The sequence below is a fragment of the Nonomuraea sp. NPDC005983 genome, from assembly GCF_040614375.1.
GTDB lineage: Bacteria > Actinomycetota > Actinomycetes > Streptosporangiales > Streptosporangiaceae > Nonomuraea.
In genome coordinates this window covers 1-22,194 of record NZ_JBEXUP010000141.1, presented here as the reverse complement: position 1 = coordinate 22,194, position 22,194 = coordinate 1, and the positions used below count along the sequence as shown (strand labels likewise).

The window sequence follows — 22,194 nt, the reverse complement described above, 5'->3', positions numbered from 1 at the left end:
GGCGGCGCGCAGCGCGGCGACGCCGCGCGGGCCGAGCGCCGAGCACACCTCGCGGCCGAGCGCCGCCTTGGCGGCGGCCAGGCGCTCGTCGGAGAAGGAGGTCAGGCAGATGCGGTCGTAGGCACCGGTGCGCCTGACCACCTCGGCCAGCGGGATGATCGCCCCCGTCTCCTTCACGTCGATGTTGAAGCGGACCCCCGGAAAACCACCGATCAAGTCCTCCAGCAGCGGGATCTCGTGCACGCCGCCGATGCGGGCCTGCCGCACCGCCCGGTAGGGCAGCTCGGAGATGCGCCCGTGCCGGTCGGTCACCCGGTCGAGCGTGTGGTCGTGGAAGGCGAGGAGCACCCCGTCAGCGGTCGCGTGGGCGTCGGTCTCGAGGTAGTCGTAGCCCAGCCGCACCGCACGCTCGAAGGCCTGCGTGGAGTTCTCCGCGCCCTCCGCGGCGCCCCCGCGATGCGCGAAGGCCAGCGGGCCCGGATGGTCGAGAAAGGCGAAGCGACGGCTGAGCACGTCCTGAGTATGCCTTCCGCTCGTGAACGTTACGGTTACGAATCAGGGAGATTTTCCCATTCCTGACGGCGTGCCTCGGCCAGCGCGATGGCCGCGGCCACCGAGACGTTGAACGAGCCGACCCGCCCGACCTGCGGGATGTAGCAGACGCCGTCGACGGCGTCGAGCAGGGCGGGGGAGCAGCCGTGGTCCTCGCTGCCGACCACCAGGCACACGTCGCGCCCAAGGTCGGCCCGGTGCAGCGGGACGGCCTCGGCGGTCAGCTCGATGGCCAGCACCGTGTAGCCGTCGGCCTTGGCGGCCTTGACCGCCTCGCCGGCGGGCACCGCGTCGTGCCAGGTGACCAGGCGTTCGGTGCCGAGCGCGGTCTTGCCCGCCTTGGGGTTGGTCGGCGGGGTGGCGTTGCCGGCGAGCCAGATCTGGTCGACGCCGAACGCGGCGGCGCTGCGGAAGATCGAGCCCACGTTGAACGGGCCCGTGACCGACTCCAGGATCAGCGCGAGCCTTTTGTCGGTGTTGCGGCGCCAGGTGCGGTTGAGCCGCTTGACGTCGGTGGGGCGCAGCTGCCTTCTCATCGGGTCACCTTCAGGATGCGGTAGGCGGCTCGGGAGGCCTCGCGGGAGGCCTGCCAGCCCTGCTCGCCGAGCCAGCGCTGCAGGGAGTCGGAGCCGAGGTGTTTCTGCACGACCAGGTACGCCGCGCCGCCGGGCGCCAGCCGGGACAGCCACCTGGTGAGCATCTCGTGCAGGGCGGCCTTGCCGATGCGGATCGCGGGGTTGGACCAGATGGCGTCGAACGTCACGTCCGGCGGCATCTCGTCCGCGTGCACGGATCTTACTTTGTAAAGGTGCGCGGCCCGGGCGTTCCGCTCGGTCAGCTCCAGGCTGCGCCGGTTGACGTCGACGGCCCATACCGTCGCCTCGGGCGCGCGCGAGGCCATGGTCAGCGCGATCGGGCCGTAGCCGCAGCCCAGGTCGAGCAGGTCGCCCTCCTGCGGCGGCGGCGGGACGGTCTCCAGCAGGACGCGGGTGCCGAGATCCACCCGGTCGGGGGAGAACACGCCCCTGTCGGTCTCCAGCCGCAGGTGCAGGTCGGGCAGCACCAGGTCGACCGAGCTCGGTTTGCTCGGCGCGCCTGGCTGCTCGGAGAAATAGTGGGCCACGTGGCAAAACGTTACGGGATCCGCGCACCGAACAGGACCGCGGCGCCCGCCACCAGCAGCCCCGCCACGATCGCGGCCACGATGAACCACTGGGAGATCTCCTGGTTGACCAGCTTGAACCCGAGCGAGGTGCCGATCTGCTCGTAGACGTCGCGCAACTCGCTGCCGGACTCGGCGGTGTAGGCCCTGCCGCTGGTGCCGTCGGACAGCGACTGCAGTGCCTGCTTGTTGACCGGCACGTTCACCGGCCTGCCGTCGATGGAGACCGTGCCCTCCTGCGTGCCGTACGCGATCGTGGAGACCGGGACGCGGGCCTGCTTCGCGGCCTCGATGGCCTGGTTGATCGAGCGGCCCGAGGTGTTGTCGCCGTCGGACAGCAGCACGATCGCGGCGGGCGGCGGGTCGGTGGCGGCCTGCTGGTCGAAGGAGCGGACCGAGTCGAGCGAGTTGAAGACGGCCTCGCCGATCGCGGTGCCCGGCCTGGTCGACAGGTTGCCGATGGAGGTCATCACGGCCTGGTGGTCGGTCGTGGGGGAGATGACGACGTTGGCGGAGCGGGCGAAGGAGACGACGCCGACGTTGAAGCGGTCAGGCAGGTCCTTGACGAAGGTCTGGGCCGCGCTCTTGGCGGCGGCGATCCTGCTGGGCGGGACGTCGTCGGCCTCCATCGACAGGGACACGTCCAGGGCGATCATGATGGTGGCGCGGTCGCGCGGCACCCGCACCTGGTCGGCGGGTTTGGCGGCGCCGATCACCAGCAGCGACATCATGACGAGGAACAGCAGCGGCGCGACGTGCCGCCGCCAGCCGGGCCCGGCGGGGGCGACGAGGTCGAGCAGGGCCAGGTTGGTGAAGCGCACGGTGTAGCGGCGGCGGGCGAACTGCGCGGCCACGTACCCGGCCACCAGCAGCGCCACCAGCGTGAACAGCCAGAGCCAGGAGGGTGCGAGGAAGGTCACTGGGCCCTCCGCTGCGCGAGGTGGCCCGTGCGGCGCCGGCGCAGGACGAACTGCGCGATGTCGAAGACCCAGTCGCGGTCGGTGCGCAGCACCAGGTGGGCGACTCCGGCGCGGCGCAGGGCCACCCGGGTGCCCTCACGCTGGAGCGCGGCGGCCTCGGCGTAGTCGCTGCGAAGCTTGGGCGAAAGGTGCACTTCGCGTACTTTCCCGGTCTCGGGGTCGGCGAACGCGACCCGGCCGACGTCGGGGAGCTCCAGCTCGCGCGGGTCGATCACCTCCACGGCCAGCACCTCGTGGCGGGCCGCGAGGCGCCTGATCGGCCGCTCCCACGGGCGTTCCGCGTCGGGGTCCAGGACGGGGTGGGCGTCGAGGAAGTCCGACACGACGACGCGCATGCCGCGCCGCCGGCGCATGGCGGCCAGCACGTCGATGGCCTCGGCCAGATCGGGGGCGTCGGGCACCGGCCTGCCGCGCGGGGCGTCCATGAGCGAGTGCAGCAGCCCGTACAGGGCGGGACGGCCGGAGCGGGCCGGCATGCGGTGCAGGAACTCGTCGTGCAGCACCAGCGCGCCGAAGCGGTCGCCCATGCGGCTCGACAGGAACCCGATCGCGCCGACGGCCGACACCACGAGGTCGCGCTTGTCGGTGTCGGCGGTGCCGAAGTCCATGCTGGGCGACAGGTCGGCCAGCGCCCAGGTCTCCAGCTCGTGGTCGGCGATCAGGTCGCGGACGTGCGGGACGCTGGTGCGGGCGGTGACGGCCCAGTCCATCCGGCGCACGTCGTCCTCGCCGGGGACGTAGACGCGGCTGTCTCCGGCCTCGCTGCCGGTGCCGGGCAGCAGGCCCTGGTGCGCGCCGTGCAGCAGCCCGTCCAGCCGCCTGGTGACGACCAGTTCCAGCCGTCTGAGCGCCTGCTCCGCCGTGCTGGTCACCGGTTCTGGTTCCAGACGACGAGGGGCGGCGGGACGGCGTGCAGGATCTGTTTGACCACGTGCTCGGGATCGACGCCGTCGGCCAGGGCGTCGAAGGTGAGCATCAGCCGGTGCGCCATCACGTCCACGGCCACGTCGCGGACGTCGTCGGGCAGCAGGTAGTCACGCCCGCGCAGCAGGGCCAGCGCCCGCCCGGCGGCGACCAGGCCGAGGGTGGCGCGCGGGCTGACGCCGATCTCGATGGTCTCGGCGAGGTCGGGCAGGCCGTAGTCGGCGGGGGAGCGGGTGGACATGACCAGGCGCACCACGTAGTCGGCGACGAGCTGGTGGACCGAGACCTGCTCGGCCGCGTCCTGCAGGGCGATGAGCCGCTGCGGGTCGAGGATCCGGTCGGGGGAGGGCGGGGTGACGCTCATCCGGTGCAGGATCTCCAGCTCCTCGTGCGCGCTGGGGTGCGGCACCCGGACGCGGAACAGGAACCGGTCGCGCTGCACCTCGGGCAGCGGGTAGACGCCCTCGGACTCGATGGGGTTCTGGGTGGCCAGGACGATGAACGGCCTGGGCAGCGGGTGCGTGACCCCGGCCAGGGTGACCTGGCGCTCGGCCATCACCTCCAGCAGGGCCGACTGGACCTTGGCGGGCGCGCGGTTGATCTCGTCGGCCAGCAGGAAGTTGACGAAGACCGGGCCGAGCTCGACGTCGAACTTCTCATTGGACGGGTGGTACACGCGGGTGCCGGTGATGTCGCTCGGCACCAGGTCGGGGGTGAACTGGATGCGGGCGAACGTGCCGCCCACGACGGTGGCCAGGGTGGACGCGGCGAGGGTCTTGGCGACGCCTGGTACCCCTTCCAGCAGGCAGTGGCCGCGCGCGAGCAGCGCGACGACCAGTCTCTCGACCATGTGCTCCTGCCCGACGATGACCCGCCGGACCTCGTCGAGGGTCTGACGCAGCACGGCCGCGTCCGTTCCGCCTGGCAACTCTTCGGCGACGCTCATGACGCCATTCCACCAAACGCGCCGCAAACCTGCACCACGCCACGTCTGTGCTTTCATGGCAAACGTGGCAAGTCCGCTGCAGTACGGCGATCCGCCCCGGCTGGGGCCGTTCTTGGTGCAGGCCCGCCTGCACTCGGCTCCGGCCGGTTTCGTGTACCTCGGTCAGGCGTCCAACGGGCGCGCGGTCTCGCTGGCGGTGCTGACCCGCGGGGCCGCGCTCGACGCGGCCGCGCGGGACCGGTTCGTCACCGCGATCAGGGAGGCGGCGCCGTCCGGGGTGCGGGGCTGGCTCGGACGTGCCGCCAGGGGCCGGGCCGCGGTGCTGCAGGGCGCGCCCGAGGTGCTGGCGACGGAGCTGGGGCCGGCCCCGTGGGTGGCGGTGCCGTACGCGGCCGGCGGGACGGGGGCCGAGTGGTTCCTGGAGCCGGTGATGGTCGGTGGGACGCTGATCGGGCAGGCGCACGGCCCCGACTTCGTGCCGTACTGGCTGACCGACCGGGCTCCGGCGCTGCCGGGGCCGCCGCGCGGACGCCGGCCGCTGACCGAGACGCGCAGGCGGGTGCTGATGGCGTTGCTGGCGCTGTGCCTGCTGTTGCTGCTGGTGCTGGTGATCCTGCTGCTGTTGTTCGTGGGCAGGCAGGACAGTGAGCCGATGCCCAGGCCGTTGCCGCCGACGGTGTTCGTGCCGACGCCGCCGCCGTCGCCCGTCTCGCCCGAGCCGCAGCAGCCCTCGCCGAGCCCGTCGCCGTCGCCGAGCCGGACCGGGGACGGCACGCCGGGCCCGTCACCGGGGGACGAGTCGGGCGAGGGGTCGCCGCTGTGACTTGAGTCTCCCCCTACGGGAGGGTTTACCGTCCGCCGACATGCGATGCCGCCGGTCTCGCGGATTGTTCAGCGCGGCGAGACGAAGCCCGACTCGTAGGCGGCGATCACCGCCTGGGTGCGGTCTCTGGCGCCGAGCTTGGTCAGGACGTTGCCGACGTGCGTCTTGACCGTCTCCTGGCCGACGACCAGCTCGGCCGCGATCTCGCCGTTCGACAGGCCCCTGGTCATCAGGCGCAGCACGTCGCCCTCGCGGCTGGTCAGCCGGGCGATGCCCGGCACGTCGGTCGTGGGCCTGCCCGCCGCGAGCGAGCGGATCGCGGCCGGGAACAGCAGCGACTCGCCCGTGGCGACCAGCTTGATCGCGCGGACCAGCTCCTCGGGCCTGGCCCGCTTGAGCAGGAACCCGTCGGCGCCGGCGCGCAACGCGTCGTAGACGTAGTCGTCGTTCTCGAAGGTGGTGACCACCAGCACCTTCGGCGGGTCGTCCAGCGCCACCAGGGTGCGGGTGGCCTGGATGCCGTCGACGGCGGGCATGCGCACGTCCATGAGCACCACGTCGGGACGTTCCCTGCGCACCACCGGCAGCACGGCGGCGCCGTCGGCGGCCTCGCCGACGACGGTCAGCTCCGGTTCCGAGTCGATGATGATCCGGAGGCCGGCCCGGATGAGGTCCTCGTCGTCGGCGATCACGACCCTGAGTGTCATGGGCTTGACCGTAGCGGCAGCCGCACCGACACCGTCCACCCGCCCTCGGCGGGGCCTGCCTCCAGCTCGCCGCGCAGCAGCCGGACGCGTTCACGCATGCCGGTGACGCCCCTGCCGCCGGTCCTGTTCCCGGCCCCCCTGTTGTCGGGACCGTGGGCGCGCGCGTTGCTGACCTCCAGCCGCAGTTCGTCGTCCTGGACGGCGGCGGCCAGCCGCACGGGGCCCTGGCCGTGCTTGATGGCGTTGGTGAGCGCCTCCTGGACGATCCGGTAGGCCTCCCTCGACACCACGGCGGGCACCGCGGACAGGTCGCCCACCTCGCGCCGCACCTGCGCCCCGGAGGTGGCCACCAGCTCGTCGAGGTCGGCCAGCGTGGCGAGCGGCTTCGCCTCGCGGGGCCCGGCCTCCCGCAGGACGCCGAGGACGTGGTCGAGGTCGTCGAGGGCGGCGCGGGCCGACTGCTCGATCGCGGCCAGCGCCGTCCTGGCCGTCTCCGGGTCGCGGTCGAGGACGCGTCCGGCGGCGGCGGCCTGGAGGGTGACGACGCTCAGCGCGTGGCCGACCGAGTCGTGCAGCTCGCGGGCCAGCCGGTTGCGTTCGGCCAGCGTGCGCGCGTGCTCCTCGGCGGCGGCCAGCCGCTCGGCGGGGGTGGGGCCGAGCAGCGCGGGCGCGAGCCTGGCCAGCAGCGCGCCACCCCCCGCCACCAGCAGGACCAGCGCCACCAGCGCGGCGAGGCCGGCCAGCCCCCAGGTGACGTACGGCCAGCCGGGTTCGACCTCGAAGCCGAGCAGGCGGTGCTGGGCGCTGCCGATCAGCGGCAGCACCAGCGTGAACAGGGTGAACGGCACCACGGCGAGGGTGAACCCGCTGAGGACGCCGCCGACGGCCAGGTGCAGGGTGAACCAGGTGGCCGTGCGCCGCCGCTCCTGCCACGACCGGCGGGCCTGCCGGACGGGCGTCTCGACGTGCGCGCCGAGCAGCCCCTGCGCCGCGTTCACCTCCAGCCCTCGCACCGGCAGGAACAGCCCGGTGACCGCCACGACGGGCAGGACCGCGATGAACACCCCGATCTGGGCGGGGAGGAGCAACAGATCGGGGGCCTCGTTGCGGGTCAGGCCCGCCACCAGCACCCCCGCCATCATGTACGGCATCAGCAGCGCCCCGCCCAGGATGAGGCACGCCCAGCGGCGGAGCAGGTTCCATCTCACACCACCGATTGTATGTCTATGAATATTCGCTCACGGTGGAATGCGCCCTAAGAGAAATCCGCCCCCGGCGAAAAAGCAAACGCATTTACCAGAGTCAGGTCTAGCGTCGGAGGAATAGTTCGACGAGAAAGGCGGACCCATGACGGAGACGCTGCGCGCGCAGTGGCCTGACCAGCTCAGTCAACGCCTGTTGAAGGAGCGCATCGTCGTTCTCGGCCAAGAGGTCGACGACGACATTTGCAACCGGCTCTGCGGCGAGCTGCTATTGCTGGCGGCCGAGGATCCGAAGCGCGACATAACTCTTTACATCAATTCTCCCGGCGGCTCCGTGCACGCCGGGATGGCGCTATACGACATGATGCAGTTCGTTCCGTGCGACGTTGCGACGGTGGCGATGGGCTTCGCCGCGTCCATGGGGCAGCTCCTGCTGTGCGCAGGAGCGCCCGGCAAGCGGTACGCGCTGCCCAACGCCCGGGTCGTCATGCACCAGCCGCTCGGCGGCATCGGCGGGTCGGCGGCCGACATCCAGATCCAGGCCGAGAACATGCTCTACACCAAGCGCCGGATGGCCGAGATCATCGCCCACCACACCGGGCAGCCGCTGGAGCGCATCCAGGCCGACTCCGACCGTGACCGCTGGTTCACCGCCCAGGAGGCGCTGGAGTACGGCTTCGTCGACCACATCGCCGAGGGGATGAACTGAGTTGAGCGGACGTTACGTGCTGCCGTCCTTCACCGAGCGCACCTCGTACGGGATCAGGGAGATGAACCCGTACAACAAGCTGTTCGAGGACCGGATCATCTTCCTCGGCACGCAGATCGACGACACGTCCGCCAACGACGTGATGGCGCAGCTGCTCACTCTGGAGTCGATCGACCCCGACCGCGACATCAGCCTCTACATCAACTCGCCGGGCGGGTCGGTCACGGCGATGGCGGCCATCTACGACACGATGCAGTTCGTCCGGCCGGAGATCAGTACGGTCTGCATCGGCGAGGCGGCCTCGGCGGCGGCGGTGCTGCTGGCGGCGGGCGCGCCCGGTAAGCGGGCGGCGCTGCCGCACGCCCGCGTCCTGCTGCACCAGCCGGCCACCGAGGGCGGGCGCGGGCAGTCGAGCGACCTGGAGATCCACGCCCGCGAGATCCTGCGCATGCGCGACCAGCAGGAGGAGATCCTGTCCAGGCACACCGGGCGGCCGACCCTGGAGATCAGGAAGGACATCGAGCGCGACCGCATCTTCACGGCCGAGCAGGCGCGCACGTACCGGCTGATCGACGACGTCTACGCGACGAGAAAGCGAACGCTGACGGCGGCCCGCTGACGGCGGGCGATCTGCGCCACCGTGAGCCCTCCGACGCCGGCACGCGGGCGCGCGCCCGTCTCCAGGGCGTGCGCCCCTCCGTGCGGGGCCCGGTCAGCCCACCCCGGTCGGCCGGCTCGGGTCAGTCGGCTCCGGTCAGCCGACCGACCACCTCGGCGGGGCTGGGCTCGCGCAGGGCGATCACCGCGACCAGGCTGAGCAGCCCGACCGCGGCCATGTAGGCCGACACCGACAGCGACGACCCCGTCGAGCTCTGCAGCGCCGTCGCGATCAGCGGCGCGAACCCGCCGCCGAGCAGCGCCCCGATCGCGTACGAGAACGACACCCCGCTGTAGCGGTAACGCGCCTCGAACAGCTCGGCGAACAGCGCCGACTGCGGCCCGTACGTGGCGCCCAGCCCGATGTTGAGCACCACCACGGCGACGATCAGCAGGGCGGGCGAGCGGGTGTCGACCAGCAGGAAGAACGGCACGGCCCAGAGCACGAGCAGCACCGACCCGGCCAGGTAGACGGGCCTGCGCCCGGCCCGGTCGGACCAGATCGCCGCGGCCACGATGCTCACCAGCCAGGTCAGGCTGCCGATGATCACCACGACCAGCATCAGGTTGCGGCCGACCTTGAGCACGGACGTGCCGTAGGAGAGCAGGTAGGCCAGGAACACGTAGCCGATCGTGGTGTTGGCGACGAAGCTGCCCGAGGCCAGCAGCAGCTCGCGGGGCCGGTGCCGGAAGACGTCCATGAGCGGCTGCCTGCTCTGCGCCTGCTCGGCCGCCAGCGTGCGGAAGACCGGCGTCTCGGCCACCCGCAGCCGGACGAACAGCCCGACGCCGACCAGCACGATGCTGAGCAGGAACGGCAGCCGCCACCCCCAGCTCCTGAACTGCTCCTCGGTCAGCCCGGCGGTGACCAGGACGAACACGAGCTGCGCCAGGATCAGCCCGGCGGGCACGCCCACCTGCGAGTACAGGCCGTATCGGCCCCGGCGGCCCGGAGGGGCGTGCTCGACGGCCAGCAGCGCGGCCCCGCCCCACTCGCCGCCCGCGCTCAGCCCCTGCAACAGCCGCAGCACCAGCAGCAGGACGGGGGCGAACACACCGATCTGCTCGAAGGTGGGCAGCAGGCCGACGCCGACGGTGGCCACGCCCATCAGCAGCAGGGACGCGATGAGCATGGCCTTGCGGCCCAGCCGGTCGCCGAAGTGCCCCCACACGATCCCGCCCACCGGCCTGGCCAGGAAGCCGACGCCGAGCGTGGCGAACGCCGCCAGCGTGCCCGAGGCGGGCGACAGGGTGGAGAAGAACTGGGAGGCGAAGATCAGCGCGGCCGCGGTGCTGTAGATGAAGTAGTCGTACCACTCGATCGTCGTCCCGATCGCGCTGGCGACGGCCACGCGCCGCAGTTGCCCGGGGTCCGGCTCTGTTCCGTCACGCATCGCCACTCCTTGGAGTCGCCCTCCGTTCAGAGTAGATCGTTACCTCAGGTTCGGCCTGGAAACGGTAAACCCGCGCCCAGGGCGATGAGTTTTCGCCTCCCGCCCGGTCGTACCTCGTGAAACCGCATCCGAGGAGGAAAAAGAGATGAACCATCCGAACCTGGGCAGCATCCTGCTCGCCAGCACCGACCCGGACAGGCTCCGCCGCTGGTACGCCGCCGCGCTCGACCCCGAGGAGAACAACGACGTCGGCACGTACAAGGCGCTGAAGTTCGGCGCGACCTTGGTGTTCATCGACACGCGAGCGGACGTCTCGGACAAGAATCCCGAGCCCGGCAGGGTGATACTGAACTTCGAGGTCGACGACGCCCGCGCCGTGGTGGCGCGGATGGACGCGCTGGGCGTGACGTGGCTGGCGGAGCTCGAGGACCGCGACGGGAGCCTGTTCGCCACCGCGATCGACCCCGACGGCAACTATGTCCAGGTCATCCAGCTGAGCGACGCCGCCCACGCGGCCATGTGAACATCGACGGAGGAAACGCGACCATGTTCGGTACGACGAAGGCGTTCAGCGGCTTCTCGGTGAACGACCTTGAGGCGGCCAGGGCGTTCTACGGTGAGACGCTCGGCATCAGGGTGACGGAGGAGCACGGCCTGCTGACCCTGCACATCGCCGGAGACCGGCTCATCCTGGTCTACCCGAAGCCCGACCACGCGCCGGCCACGTACACGGTGCTCAACTTCCCGGTGGACGACATCGAGAAGGCCGTGGACGAGCTGGTCGCGCGGGGAGTGCGGTTCGAGCGCTACCCGCAGCTGGAGGCGGACGAGAGGGGCATCTTCCGCGGCGGCGGCCCGCTGATCGCCTGGTTCACCGACCCGGCGGGGAACGTGCTGTCGGTGCTGCAGGAGACGTAGCGCCCGGCCACACCCGTTGCGGTCAGGGCTTGCGACCGACGGCGCCGTACTGCGAGACCTCCTGGCCCGCGTACTGCGTCGCCGGTTCCGGCCGCCATCGGGGCAGCGACACCATGCCCGGCTCCAGCAGGTCGAGCCCGTCGAAGAAGCGCGCCATCTGCTCGGAGGTGCGGATCGTGATGGGCGTGGCCCCGCTGTCGTTCCAGATGGCGGCCGCCCGCTCCATGGCCGGGCTGGCCACGCTGGACGCCGCCGTCAGGAAGCTGCCCGGCGGCAGCGCCCCGACCAGGTCGGCGACGATCGCGTACGCCTGCTCGTCGTCGGGCACGAACTCCAGCACGCCCAGCAGCATGAGCGCGACCGGCCGGTCGAAGTCCAGCGTCCCGGCAGCGCCGCGCAGGATCGTCGCCGGATCGCGCAGGTCGGCGTCGAGGTAGGTCGTCACGCCCTCCTCGGTGCCGCGCAGCAGCGCGCGGGCGTGGGCCAGCACGACGGGGTCGTTGTCGACGTAGACGACGCGCGACTCGGGCGCGGCCCGCTGGGCCACCTCGTGGGTGTTGTCGGCCGTGGGGATGCCGGTGCCGATGTCCAGGAACTGCCGCACGCCCGCCTCGGTGACCAGGTGCCGCACCACGCGCGCCAGGAACTCCCGCTCGGCGCGGGCGATGACGGCCAGTTCCGGCATCACCGCGAGGATCTGCTCGCCCATCTCGCGGTCGGCGGCGTAGTTGTCCTTGCCGCCCAGCCAGTAGTCGTAGACCCGGGCAGGGTGCGCCACGGACGTGTCGATGCGGTCCGTCCGGTCCGCCGTCTCGTCTGTCATCGCAAGCTCGATTCGGTAGTGGCCCAGCAGAGCCTCAAACGCGGCAAGGGTGACGAAGTGACGATATCGCCGTTCGTGATCTTACCGAAACCGCCGCCCGGTCGGGCCCGGATGAACCCCGCCGTGCCCCGCCCGCTTGGGTCCGGCTCGGGCCGCCGTGCCGCTTGGGCTCGGCTCAGCCCGTCGTGGTGCGCCAGGCGGGAGGCCGGCCGGTGTCGACCAGATGCCACCGCCCGCCGGGGCGCAGCCGGTCCTCGTAGTAGAAGACGCTGCCGGGCAGAGGCGCCGCCGCGCCGCCGTGCCCGGCGAACGCGTCGCGCGCCGCCCGGCGCAGCCGCCCGGGCTCGACCCCCAGCCGCTCGGAGGCGACCTGGGCGAGCCGCTCCAGCGCGTGGTGGCCCATGAAACTGTCGTAGGTCAGGCTGAACACCTGCTCGCGCGGCAGGTGGATGTCGCGGGAGATGACGTTGACCGGCGGCAACTGCCCGTCGAGCCCCTGCCGGCGGCGCGTCTCCGGATCGACGTAGAGGGCGCAGTCGCGGTACAGCACGGCGCTGCGCCGCCCGTCGACGTCGAAGGCCAACAGCGTGTTCTGGCCGTGCAACTCCAGCGTGCAGCCGGTGCGCAGCGCGGCCCGCAGCCACAGCTCGACCATCGGCGTCACGACCCGCCTGGCCAGCCACTCCGCCGGGTCCTCGCCGCTGCGGGCCACGAGCTGCTCGACCAGCGGCGGGTCATCGGGGCGGCGGACGTCGCCGCCGTAGAGCGCGAACAGCGGCACGGTGCGGTGCAGCGGGTCGGCCCCGAGGTCGTCGGGAGGGGCGCCGTCGGGAGCGATGATCACGCCCGCGCGGGCGTGCGTCTCGCGGATCAGGAAGCCCCACGCCTCCTCCGGGTCGTCGCCCAGGACGCCGCCCGCGACCTCCGGCAGGACCGGAAGCCCGATGCCCATGAGCTCCTCGGCCACCCAGAGCTGCAGCGAGATGATCGGCCGTCGCAGGCGGCGGGTGAAGCGCGACAGGCGTTTGGGGTAGTGCAGCTTGACGAAGTGCGGCTCGACCGGCTCGCCGCCGACCCGCTCGACGAAGACCGTGCGGGCGTTGGCCGACGGCACCACCCGGAGGTCGGGGCCGCGCCCGCAGGTGAGCAGCTCGTCGCGTCCCGGCAGGTGCGGGGCCGTCAGCGTCTCGGGGTGGACGGGCAGCAGGAAGCCGTCGCCGTCGCGGTAGAGGTCGACGACCGCGGACTTCACCCGGTTGCGCAGGAACTCGCCGCGGGACGCAGGCACCCGGAAGGTCGGCACCGTGAAACGCCGCTCGCCGCGCTGCGGATGATAGGCGTCGGAGATGTCCAGGAACTCTGAGAACTGGCTGTAGCTGCGGGTTCCCGATCCCAGGTAGCGCTCGGCGTACTGCCAGGTCCGAAAACGGTCCCACGTGTCGTCAAGGATCACCGCACCGATCCCACCCCTTGCTTCGCGGACACACCATACAGGGCCTTTCCCCGATACCCGCGGACCGCCGTCCCATGTCTCGGCGAACCCGCCGACCTGCGGATTCTGGCATAGGAGACCGGCACGCGGGGAGGACCAGACTGCGGTGACCAACGCCGGGTCAGGAGGAGAGCCGATGTCCCAGGGCATCTTCCGGCGCAAGCCGGTGGAACAGATCGCCACGGAGCACGAGGGCGAGCTGTCCAGGTCGCTCGGACTCTGGCAGCTCACCGCCATCGGGATCGGCGGCATCATCGGCGCGGGCATCTTCGCCCTGGCCGGCGCCGTCGCCCACGAGACGGCGGGGCCCGCCGTGCTCGTCTCGTTCCTCATCGCCGGCATCGCCAGCGCCGCGGCCGCCTTCTCCTACGCCGAGTTCGCCGGGATGATCCCGAAAGCCGGGTCGGCCTACACCTACGGGTACGCCGTCCTGGGCGAGATCGTCGGCTGGTTCATCGGCTGGGACCTGTTGCTGGAGTACACCGCCATCGTCGCCGTCGTGGCCATCGGCATCTCCGGCTACTTCGGCTTCCTCGTCGGCCAGCTGGGCGTCAACGTGCCCGCCTGGATGCTCGGCGCGCCCGGCACCGGCCCCGGGCACGTCGTGGACCTGTTCGCGGTGGTGCTCTGCCTGCTCATCGCGTACCTGCTGAACCTCGGCATCAACTCGGCGGCCCGGTTCGAGACGTTCGTGGTCGGCCTCAAGGTCGCCGTGGTGCTGCTGGTGATCATCGTCGGCTTCTTCTACATCAACACCGACAACTACACGCCGTTCTTCCCGTTCGGCGTGAGCGGGGCCATCACCGGCGCGGCCACCGTGTTCTTCGCCGTCTTCGGCTACGACGCCATGAGCACGGCCGCCGAGGAGTCGAAGGACGCCCAGCGGCACATGCCCAAGGCCATCATCTACTCGCTGGCCGTCTCGATGGTCCTGTACGTGCTGGCCACGCTGGTGCTGACCGGCATGCAGAACTACAAGCAGATCGACCCCGAGAGCGGCTTCTCCTCGGCGTTCGCCGCGGTCGGCCTGCCGGGCCTGGCGTCTCTGATCGCCGTCGGGGCCATCATCGGCATCCTCACCGTCATGTTCACCTTCATGCTCGGCGTCACCCGCGTCTGGTTCGCCATGAGCAGGGACGGGCTGCTGCCGGGCTGGTTCGCCAAGCTGCACCCCGTCCGCCGGGTGCCCTCGCGGGTGACCTGGATCGTCGGCGTCGCCTCGGGCCTGATCGCCGGGTTCCTGCCGATCAGGGAGGCGGCCGAGCTGACCAACATCGGGATCCTGCTGGCGTTCGTCGTGGTCTGCGTGGCGGTGATCGTGCTGCGCTATCGCCGTCCCGACCTGCCCAGAACGTTCCGGACGCCCGGCATGCCGTTCGTCCCGGCCCTCGGGGTCGCCTTCTCCATCTGGCTGATCACCTTCCTGACGCCGCTGACCTGGCTGCGCTTCGCCATCTGGTTCCTCATCGGCCTGATCGTCTACTTCGCCTACAGCCGCCGCCACTCGGTGCTGGCGCAAGGCGGGCCGCCGGACGTCACGCCTGGGTGAGCACGGCGTCGATGCCGCGGGCGGCGAGGTAGGCGGAGTCGGCGGCGCGGGAGGCGCTGACGACGGCGAGCGGCCCGGCCTGGCGCAGCCGCACCCACTCGGCGTGGAAGGCGCTGCCCGGCGCGACGTCCGCGCGGCGATCCGGCTCGGACCTGAGGTCCACGCCGCACACCAGCGCGGGCCGCCCGCCGGCCGCGGGGCGCTCGCGGACGGCCGCCGCCAGCTCCCTGGCCGCGGGCTTGGCCCGGTGGTCCACAGTGAACAGGCCGAGGTCGTACTCCCGCTCGGGGAAGTCGGCCAGCGCGCGGTCGAGGTCGTGGGAGCACCACCAGGTGACGCCCCACAGGGCCGGGTTCGCGGTGACGGTGGCGAGCGTCCGCCGGACGAACTCGGCGGCGTCGGCCTCCGGGACGTCGGGACGGGGCGCCCCGACCTCCTGCAACCAGACCGGCCTGGCCGGGTCGAGCGAGGTCGCCGCCGCGAGCTCGACCAGGTAGTCGGCGTGCGAGACGGTCGCGGGGCCGAGCGGGCCGTCGAGGGCGGAGACGCCGTTGAACACCCACGAGTGCACTGTCGTCAGGTCGCCCAGATCGACGCTGTCGGCGGGGTGGAAGGGGTGGCCGGGGTCGTACCAGGCGGCGTCGTACAGCGAGTGCAGGCTGAGCAGGCGGGGAGCGGCGGCGCGGGCCACGCCGACCAGTTCGGCGGCCCAGCGCGCCGACTCCTCGGGGGCGGTCGGGTTGGCCGGCCAGAGGTTGTCGACCTCGTTGCCGAGGGTCACCGCGAACACGTTGTCGCGGGTGGCGACGGCCCTGGTGAGCGTGTCGACGTAGGCGGCGACGCCGTCGCGCACGGCCGGGTCGGTGAAGACGCTGCGCCGGTGCCAGGTCAGCACCCAGGACGGCAGGAAGTCGAAGCTCGACAGGTGCCCCTGCAGCAGGTCCACGGCCACGGACAGGCCGAACTCGGCGGCGACGTCGATCAGGCCGAGCAGGTCGTCGATCCCGCGCTGCCTGATCAGGGTCCGGTTGGGCTGGATCCACGGCCAGATCGGGAACACCCGGACGTGGTCCAGCCCGATCCCCGCGAGGTCCTCGAAGTCGCGGCGGAAGGCGTCGGCCGAGGGGTCGAGCCAGCTGTAGAACCAGCCGGCCGAGGGCACGTAGTTCGCGCCGAAACGGAGCGGGGCTGGGCTGGTGCACGGCAGGGTCACGCGTCCTCCGGAGGGTCGGGCCGATCTCCCTGAAAAATAAACCGATTTAGTTGTCTCTATCAAGGCCGGGGGGCGCAGTGCTCTCCCTGACGACCAGGCGCGGGGTGGCCGTCCTGACGTCCTGGCGCCGCCCCGGATCGGCGATCACCGCGAGCAGCACCTCGGCCACCTGCCGGCCCAACGCGAAGGTGTCGCGGGTGAGCGCCGTGACGGCCGGGTGCGTGATGCGGGTCAGCACCGAGTCGTCGAAGGAGACGATCGACAGCTCGTCGGGCACCCGCACCCCCATCTCGCCCGCCACGCCCAGCCCGGCCAGCGCCATCACGTCGCTGTCGTAGACGATCGCGGTGGGCCGGCGGGCGCGCGACAGCAGCGCGCGGGTCGCCGCCGCGCCCTCCGCGTCGCTGAAGTCGGTCGGCAGCGACACCGCGTCGACCAGGCCGAGCCGCCGGACGGAGTCGCGCAGCGCCCGCATCCGCCGCTGGGTGTGACGGAAGGCGGGCAGCCCGGCGACGTGCGCGAGGCGGCGGTGGCCGAGCGCGGCCAGGTAGTCGACGACCGACAGCATCGCCTCGCGGTCGTCGGCCCAGACGCTCGACAGCGAGCCGTGCCGCCCGGGGCCGCCGAGCACCACGGACGGCACGCCCAGCTCCTCCAGCGCCTCGATCCGCGGGTCGCGGGCCTTCAGGTCCACCAGGACGAAGCCGTCCACCCGGTGCTCGGACGCCCAGTCGCGGTAGACCTCGATCTCGGCCTCGACGTCCTCCACGACCAGCAGGTGCAGCGCCACCGACTGCGCGGACAGGCCCGCCTGCAGCCCCGACAGCAGCTGCGCGAAGAACGGCTCCACGCCGAGCGTGCTCGCCGGCCTGGCGATCACCAGCCCGACCGCCTCGGCCCTGGCGCCTCCCAGGGCCCGCGCCGCGCTGTGCGGGCGCCAGTTCATCTCCTTGGCGACCTGCAGGATGCGGGCCCTGGTCGCCTCGCTCACGCCGGGGCGGCCGTTGAGCGCGAACGACACCGCGCCCTTGGACACCCCGACCCGCTGCGCGATGTCGGCGATCGTCGGTCTGGCCACGCTGGCTCCTTCACAAGCTGATCTCCCCTATTGACAGGGGAGTCTAGCTCGGTGGATAGTCCGGCAACTAGAGCGGTTTAGTACGCCGGAGGAGAGTTGCATGCGAAGGTACTGGGCAGGAATGGCCATGGCGACCACGCTGGTCGTCTCCGGCTGCGGGCTGGGCGGCACGGAGCAAGAGGCCGCCGCGCCGGGGCCGAGCGCCACGGGCGAGGTCAAGGGCGAGGTCAAGGGCAAGATCAGCCTGCAGACGTGGGCGCTCAAGCCCAAGTTCACCGGCTACATGCAGGGCGTCATCGACGCCTTCCAGAAGAAGTACCCCGGTGTCCAGGTCGAGTGGCTCGACCAGCCCGGTGACGGCTACTCCGACAAGGTGCTGAGCCAGGCGGCCGGCGGCACCCTGCCGGACGTCACCAACCTGCCGCCCGACTTCGCGCTTCCGCTGGTCAAGCAGGGCATGCTGCTCGACCTCTCCCAGGCGGACCAGAAGCTGGCCGGCGAGTACGTCCCCGGCGGCGTCGACGCCTACAGGTACGCCGGCTTCAACGGCGTCTACGGCTACCCCTGGTACCTCAACACCGACGTCAACTACTGGAACTCCGAGCTGCTCACCGCCAACGGGCTGGACCCGGACAAGCCGCCGGCCGACCTCGACGAGCTGATCGCCCAGGCGAAGACCGTGAAGGAGAAGTCCCGCGGCAAGGTCTACCTGATGAGCCGCAGGCCCGAGCTCGGTGACCTCACCAACATCGGCGTGAAGATCATGTCGGACGACGGCAGCAGGTTCACCTTCAACACCCCCGAGGCCGCCGCGCTGCTCGACAGGTACCGCGACGCCTTCAAGCAGGGCCTGCTGCCCCGCGGTGTGCTGACCGACACCTACGCAGGCAACGCCAAGCTGTTCACCGAGGGCACCGTGGCCTGGACGACGGCCGGCGGCAACTTCATCACCAGCCTGGCGGCCGACAACCCCTCGCTCGCGCCCAAGGTGGTGCCGTCGGTCGCGATGGGCACCCCGCCCCTGTACGTCCAGGGCCTGTCGGTCAGCAAGCGGACCGCGAACGCGCCCGCCGCCATCGCGCTGGCCCGCTGGGTGACCAGCGCCGAGAACCAGGCCGCCTTCGCCCATCTGGTGAACATCTTCCCCAGCACCAAGGCGTCGGCCGGCGACCCCTTCTTCAGCAAGAGCGACGGCACCCCCTCAGGCGATGCCAAGGTCATCGCTTTCACCTCGCTCGCCAAGGCCGAGATGCTGCAGCCGGTGCAGGTCACCGAGGCGATGAACAAGTTCGTCAGGCAGCAGTTCGCGCTGGCCATCAGCGGCGATACCACCTCCAAGGAGGCCCTCGACGCGGCCGTGGCCAAGTGCGACGAGCTGCTCAAGGGCTGAGACGATGTCGTATCGGCTGACGCATCGGCGCTGGTTCACGCCGTGGCTGCTGGTGGCCCCTGCCGCCGTCTGGTTGTTCGCGTTCAACGTCTGGCCGTCGATCAACACGGTGGTCCTGGCGTTCAGCAACGCCAAACCGCTCGGCGGCGGGCACTTCACCGGGCTGGAGAACTTCGCCCGGGTGCTCGACGACGAGCAGCTCGCCGACGCGCTGGTCAACAGCATCGTGTACATGCTGGTCTGCCTGCCGCTGCTCACGGTGCTGCCGCTGCTGATCGCCGTCCTGGTGGAGAAGCGGCTGCCCGGCATCATGTTCTTCCGCACCGCCTTCTACACCCCGGTGGTCGCCTCCGCCGTGGTGGTCGCGCTGATCTGGGGCTGGGTGCTCGACGACCAGGGCCTGGTCAACGGCTTCGCGCAGTGGCTCGGCGTCGTCACCGAGCCCGTGCCGTTCCTGACCGACCGGTGGCTGCTGCTGTTCAGCGCCATCAGCCTGACCGTCTGGAAGGGGCTCGGCTACTACATGATCATCTACCTGTCGGCCCTCGGCAACGTCCGGCGGGAGCTGCACGAGGCCGCCGCCGTCGACGGCGCGGGCCCCGTGCGCCGCTTCCTGAGCGTCACCGTGCCCGGCGTGCGCACCACGATGCTGCTGGTCTCCGTGCTCGTCGCGGTCTCCGCGCTGCGCGTGTTCTCCGAGCTGTACGTGCTGTCCAACGGCACCGGCGGCCCGGGCGGGCGCGACATGTCGGTCGTGATGCTCATTCAGCTCTACAGCCGGGGGTTCACCGGGCACCTCGGCTACGCCTCCGCGCTCAGCCTCGTGCTGCTGGCCGTCACGATCGGGCCGATGCTGCTGCTGTTGCGGCTCGACAGGAAGGCGGCCTGACATGGCGGCACACGCCAAGGCCGCGCGCCCCAGCGGGTTCAACACGGTCTCCACCGGCGAGAAGGCGCTGCGCTACGCGCTGCTGCTCCTCGTGCTGGCGCTGACGGTCTCGCCGTTCCTGTGGCAGCTGTCGACCTCGCTCAAGGGCCTGGACGAGGACGTCTTCACCCGCACCCCGAGCTTCCTGCCGCGCCACCCGACCCTCGACAACTACGCCCAGGTCGCCGACACCATCCCCGTCTGGTCCTACGCCGCCAACTCGCTCATCGTGGCCGCCGTCGTGGTCGCGGGCAACGCCGTCGGCGCGACGCTGGCCGGGTACGCCCTGGCCAGGCTGCGCTTCCGCGGCGCCAAGGCGCTGCTCGGCGTGTTCCTTGCGACCCTCGTGCTGCCCGGTGAAGTGACGATCGTCTCGCAGTACGTCATGATCCGCGGCCTCGGCCTGGCCGACACCCTTCTCGGCGTCGCGCTGCCCGGCGCGATCGGCATGCTCAACGTGCTGCTGATGCGCACCGCCTTCCGGGCGATCCCCCAGGAGATGGACGAGGCCGCCGTCATCGACGGCGCGAACGCCTGGCAGCGGCTGCTCCACATCGGCCTGCCGAACGTGCGCGGCATGCTCAGCGTCGTCACGATCTTCGCGTTCATCGGGGCGTGGGACGATTTCCTGTGGCCGCTCATCGTCCTGACCGACCCGGAGAACTACACGCTCACGGTCGGCCTGCAGTACCTCAATGGCACGTTCACCGCCAACCCCCGCCTGATCGCGGCCGGCACCATGGTCTCCTTCCTGCCGATCGTGATCGTGTTCGCGGCGCTGCAGAGGTTCTTCTTCCGCGGTGTAGAGGAAGGCGCGATCAAGGGCTGACCGGCCAACCGTCCATCACTAGGGAGCTCCTTCATGCATGACGACCGCGAACTGGTCGAAGCCCGTCTCAAGCGTGTTCTGGACGAGCGGATCCGTCCCGCCGTGTACCCGGAGTCCGTCCCGCTGGAGGTGGCCGTCTGGCACGCGCCCGGCGAGCCGGTGCCCGTCGCCGAAGGGCTGGCCGCCGTGCCCAAGCCGATCGCGGTCGGCGACAGGTGGGGCGCGCCGTGGGGCACGAGCTGGTTCACCGTCACCGGCACAGTGCCCGCCGCCTGGGCGGGCCGGACCGTCGAGGCGCTCCTCGACCTCGGCTTCGACGAGAACATGCCCGGCTTCCAGTGCGAGGGCCTGGTCTACCGCCCCGACGGCACGCCGGTGAAGGGGCTCAACCCGCGCAACCAGTGGGTGCGCGTCGGCTCGCCGGTCGAGGGCGGCGAGCAGGTCCGGCTGCACGTCGAGGCCGCGTCCAACCCGGTCATCCTCGGCTACCACCCCTTCCAGCCGACCCCGCTCGGCGACAGGGAGACGGCCGGCGACGAACCCCAGTACCGGCTGGCCCGCATGGACCTCGCCGTCTTCGACGAGAGCGTCTGGCAGCTCGTCATGGATCTGGAGGTGCTCGGCGAGCTGATGCGGGAGCTGCCCGCCGACGCCGCCAGGCGCTGGGAGATCGTGCGCGCCGTCGAACGCGCGCTCGACGCCGTCGACCTGCAGGACGTCAACGGCACCGCCGCCGCCGGGCGTGAGCGGCTCGCCGGCGTCCTGGCGGCGCCCGCCGCGCCGTCGGCGCACCGCATCAGCGCGGTCGGCCACGCGCACATCGACTCGGCCTGGCTGTGGCCGCTGCGCGAGACCGTCAGGAAGGTCGCCCGTACGACGTCCAACATGACCGCGCTGCTGGAGGACGAGCCCGACTTCGTCTTCGCCATGTCGCAGGCGCAGCAGTGGGCCTGGGTCAAGGAGCACCGGCCCGAGGTCTGGGCGAAGGTGACCAAGGCGGTCGCCGCCGGCCGGTTCGTCCCGGCGGGCGGCATGTGGGTGGAGTCCGACACGAACATGCCCGGCTCCGAGGCGATGGCCAGGCAGTTCGTGCACGGCAAGCGGTTCTTCCTGGACGAGTTCGGCGTCGAGAACGACGAGGCATGGCTGCCCGACACGTTCGGGTTCGCGGCGGGGCTGCCGCAGATCATCAAGGCCGCGGGCTCCAGGCGGCTGCTCACCCAGAAGATCTCGTGGAGCAGGACCAACACCTTCCCGCACCACACCTTCCTGTGGGAGGGCATCGACGGCACGCGGATCTTCACCCACTTCCCGCCCGTCGACACCTACAACTGCTCGATGAAGGGCAGCGAGATCGCCCACGCGGCGCGCAACTTCAAGGACAAGGGGGTCGCCCGGCACTCGCTCGCCCCCACCGGCTGGGGCGACGGAGGCGGCGGCACCACGCGCGAGATGGTCGCCAAGGCGGCCAGGCTGCGCGACCTGGAAGGCTCGGCCACCGTCACCTGGGAGACGCCCTCGGCCTTCTTCGCCAAGGCCGAGGCCGAGTACCCCGACCCGCCGGTGTGGGTCGGCGAGCTCTACCTCGAGCTGCACCGCGCCACCCTCACCAGCCAGGCCAGGACGAAGCGCGGCAACCGGCGCAGCGAGTCGCTGCTGCGCGAGGCCGAGCTGTGGGCCGCCACCGCCGCGGTGCGGGCCGGGCACCCGTACCCGTACGCGCAGCTCGACCGGATCTGGAAGACGGTGCTGCTGCACCAGTTCCACGACATCCTGCCCGGCTCGTCCATCGCCTGGGTGCACCGCGAGGCCGAGAAGACGTACGCGGCCGTGGCCGCCGAGCTCGACGGCGTCATCGACGCCGCCCAGCGTGCCCTCGCCGGAGATCCGTCCACCGGCGCCGAGCTGCTCTTCAACG

At 71.3% G+C, this 22,194-nt stretch carries 22 protein-coding genes and 1 pseudogene; 10 read left to right on the top strand and 13 right to left on the bottom strand.

Annotated features, from left to right (window positions below):
* The 6 genes from ABZ297_RS38390 to ABZ297_RS38365 all read right to left on the bottom strand — a co-directional run.
* Positions 1 to 513: glycerophosphodiester phosphodiesterase family protein (locus tag ABZ297_RS38390; RefSeq protein WP_355356773.1), on the bottom strand; the 513-nt coding region annotated here is incomplete at its 3' end.
* A 35-nt stretch (positions 514 to 548) separates the two neighbouring features.
* Positions 549 to 1,088: a TrmH family RNA methyltransferase gene (locus tag ABZ297_RS38385; protein ID WP_355356771.1), complete on the bottom strand. Its 540-nt coding sequence runs from the start codon at positions 1,086 to 1,088 to the stop codon at positions 549 to 551.
* Positions 1,085 to 1,675, bottom strand: a complete 591-nt coding sequence (locus ABZ297_RS38380) for a methyltransferase (RefSeq protein ID WP_355356769.1) — start codon at positions 1,673 to 1,675, stop codon at positions 1,085 to 1,087. The genes ABZ297_RS38385 and ABZ297_RS38380 overlap by 4 nt, the downstream gene beginning before the upstream one ends.
* Before the next feature lie 11 nt (positions 1,676 to 1,686).
* Complete coding sequence (locus ABZ297_RS38375) at positions 1,687 to 2,634, bottom strand: VWA domain-containing protein (protein ID WP_355356767.1); 948 nt, start codon at positions 2,632 to 2,634, stop codon at positions 1,687 to 1,689.
* Positions 2,631 to 3,566, bottom strand: a complete 936-nt coding sequence (locus ABZ297_RS38370; RefSeq protein ID WP_355356766.1) for a DUF58 domain-containing protein — start codon at positions 3,564 to 3,566, stop codon at positions 2,631 to 2,633. Before ABZ297_RS38370 ends, ABZ297_RS38375 begins: the two co-directional genes overlap by 4 nt.
* Entirely contained in the window at positions 3,563 to 4,564 is a 1,002-nt protein-coding gene (locus tag ABZ297_RS38365) for an AAA family ATPase (protein WP_355356764.1), read from the bottom strand. Before ABZ297_RS38365 ends, ABZ297_RS38370 begins: the two co-directional genes overlap by 4 nt.
* A gap of 55 nt (positions 4,565 to 4,619) precedes the next feature.
* Between ABZ297_RS38365 and ABZ297_RS38360 the strand changes: the two genes are divergently transcribed.
* Positions 4,620 to 5,387 (top strand): hypothetical protein, encoded by a 768-nt coding sequence (locus ABZ297_RS38360; RefSeq protein ID WP_355356762.1) that lies wholly within the window; start codon positions 4,620 to 4,622, stop codon positions 5,385 to 5,387.
* A 68-nt stretch (positions 5,388 to 5,455) separates the two neighbouring features.
* Here the strand turns inward: ABZ297_RS38360 and ABZ297_RS38355 are convergent, their stop codons facing one another.
* Together ABZ297_RS38355 and ABZ297_RS38350 are read right to left on the bottom strand one after the other, a co-directional pair.
* A complete protein-coding gene (locus ABZ297_RS38355) occupies positions 5,456 to 6,094 on the bottom strand; it encodes a response regulator transcription factor (RefSeq protein ID WP_355356760.1) in 639 nt (212 codons plus the stop codon).
* Positions 6,091 to 7,302 (bottom strand): histidine kinase, encoded by a 1,212-nt coding sequence (locus ABZ297_RS38350; RefSeq protein WP_355356758.1) that lies wholly within the window; start codon positions 7,300 to 7,302, stop codon positions 6,091 to 6,093. Before ABZ297_RS38350 ends, ABZ297_RS38355 begins: the two co-directional genes overlap by 4 nt.
* Positions 7,303 to 7,441: 139 nt before the next feature.
* On the opposite strand from ABZ297_RS38350, the gene ABZ297_RS38345 reads away from it, so the two are divergent.
* Together ABZ297_RS38345 and ABZ297_RS38340 are read left to right on the top strand one after the other, a co-directional pair.
* A complete protein-coding gene (locus ABZ297_RS38345; RefSeq protein ID WP_355356756.1) occupies positions 7,442 to 8,005 on the top strand; it encodes an ATP-dependent Clp protease proteolytic subunit in 564 nt (187 codons plus the stop codon).
* 1 nt (position 8,006) lies between these two features.
* Positions 8,007 to 8,624, top strand: coding sequence for an ATP-dependent Clp protease proteolytic subunit (locus ABZ297_RS38340; protein WP_355356754.1), 618 nt, complete (start codon positions 8,007 to 8,009; stop codon positions 8,622 to 8,624).
* A 121-nt stretch (positions 8,625 to 8,745) separates the two neighbouring features.
* Here the strand turns inward: ABZ297_RS38340 and ABZ297_RS38335 are convergent, their stop codons facing one another.
* Positions 8,746 to 10,056, bottom strand: a complete 1,311-nt coding sequence (locus ABZ297_RS38335; protein WP_355356752.1) for an MFS transporter — start codon at positions 10,054 to 10,056, stop codon at positions 8,746 to 8,748.
* 145 nt (positions 10,057 to 10,201) lie between these two features.
* Here ABZ297_RS38335 and ABZ297_RS38330 point away from each other — a divergent pair, with 145 nt between their 5' ends.
* Both ABZ297_RS38330 and ABZ297_RS38325 read left to right on the top strand, forming a co-directional pair.
* On the top strand, positions 10,202 to 10,579 hold the full coding sequence (locus ABZ297_RS38330; protein ID WP_355356750.1) for a VOC family protein: 378 nt from the start codon (positions 10,202 to 10,204) through the stop codon (positions 10,577 to 10,579).
* Positions 10,580 to 10,602: 23 nt separating this feature from the next.
* Positions 10,603 to 10,974, top strand: a complete 372-nt coding sequence (locus ABZ297_RS38325) for a VOC family protein (RefSeq protein ID WP_355356748.1) — start codon at positions 10,603 to 10,605, stop codon at positions 10,972 to 10,974.
* 22 nt (positions 10,975 to 10,996) lie between these two features.
* On the opposite strand, the gene ABZ297_RS38320 is transcribed toward ABZ297_RS38325, so the two are convergent.
* Both ABZ297_RS38320 and ABZ297_RS38315 read right to left on the bottom strand, forming a co-directional pair.
* Complete coding sequence (locus tag ABZ297_RS38320; protein WP_355356746.1) at positions 10,997 to 11,797, bottom strand: SAM-dependent methyltransferase; 801 nt, start codon at positions 11,795 to 11,797, stop codon at positions 10,997 to 10,999.
* A gap of 175 nt (positions 11,798 to 11,972) precedes the next feature.
* Entirely contained in the window at positions 11,973 to 13,250 is a 1,278-nt protein-coding gene (locus ABZ297_RS38315) for an IucA/IucC family C-terminal-domain containing protein (protein WP_355356744.1), read from the bottom strand.
* A gap of 175 nt (positions 13,251 to 13,425) precedes the next feature.
* Here ABZ297_RS38315 and ABZ297_RS38310 point away from each other — a divergent pair, with 175 nt between their 5' ends.
* A complete protein-coding gene (locus ABZ297_RS38310; RefSeq protein WP_355356742.1) occupies positions 13,426 to 14,838 on the top strand; it encodes an amino acid permease in 1,413 nt (470 codons plus the stop codon).
* On the opposite strand, the gene ABZ297_RS38305 is transcribed toward ABZ297_RS38310, so the two are convergent.
* Both ABZ297_RS38305 and ABZ297_RS38300 read right to left on the bottom strand, forming a co-directional pair.
* Entirely contained in the window at positions 14,825 to 16,051 is a 1,227-nt protein-coding gene (locus ABZ297_RS38305; RefSeq protein WP_355356740.1) for a glycosyl hydrolase, read from the bottom strand. The genes ABZ297_RS38310 and ABZ297_RS38305 overlap by 14 nt on opposite strands.
* A 46-nt stretch (positions 16,052 to 16,097) precedes the next feature.
* Positions 16,098 to 17,129, bottom strand: coding sequence for a LacI family DNA-binding transcriptional regulator (locus ABZ297_RS38300; protein ID WP_355356738.1), 1,032 nt, complete (start codon positions 17,127 to 17,129; stop codon positions 16,098 to 16,100).
* A 100-nt stretch (positions 17,130 to 17,229) separates the two neighbouring features.
* Here ABZ297_RS38300 and ABZ297_RS38295 point away from each other — a divergent pair, with 100 nt between their 5' ends.
* From ABZ297_RS38295 to ABZ297_RS38280, 4 genes and pseudogenes are all read left to right on the top strand, one after another.
* Positions 17,230 to 18,519 (top strand): extracellular solute-binding protein, encoded by a 1,290-nt coding sequence (locus ABZ297_RS38295; protein WP_355356736.1) that lies wholly within the window; start codon positions 17,230 to 17,232, stop codon positions 18,517 to 18,519.
* 4 nt (positions 18,520 to 18,523) lie between these two features.
* Positions 18,524 to 19,408 carry a sugar ABC transporter permease gene (locus ABZ297_RS38290; protein WP_355356734.1) on the top strand — a complete coding sequence of 295 codons (885 nt, stop codon included), beginning with the start codon at positions 18,524 to 18,526 and terminating at the stop codon, positions 19,406 to 19,408.
* Between the two features lies 1 nt (position 19,409).
* Positions 19,410 to 20,276, top strand: coding sequence for a carbohydrate ABC transporter permease (locus tag ABZ297_RS38285; protein ID WP_355356732.1), 867 nt, complete (start codon positions 19,410 to 19,412; stop codon positions 20,274 to 20,276).
* A 33-nt stretch (positions 20,277 to 20,309) separates the two neighbouring features.
* A pseudogene (locus ABZ297_RS38280) lies at positions 20,310 to 22,194 on the top strand (alpha-mannosidase); the annotation flags it as partial.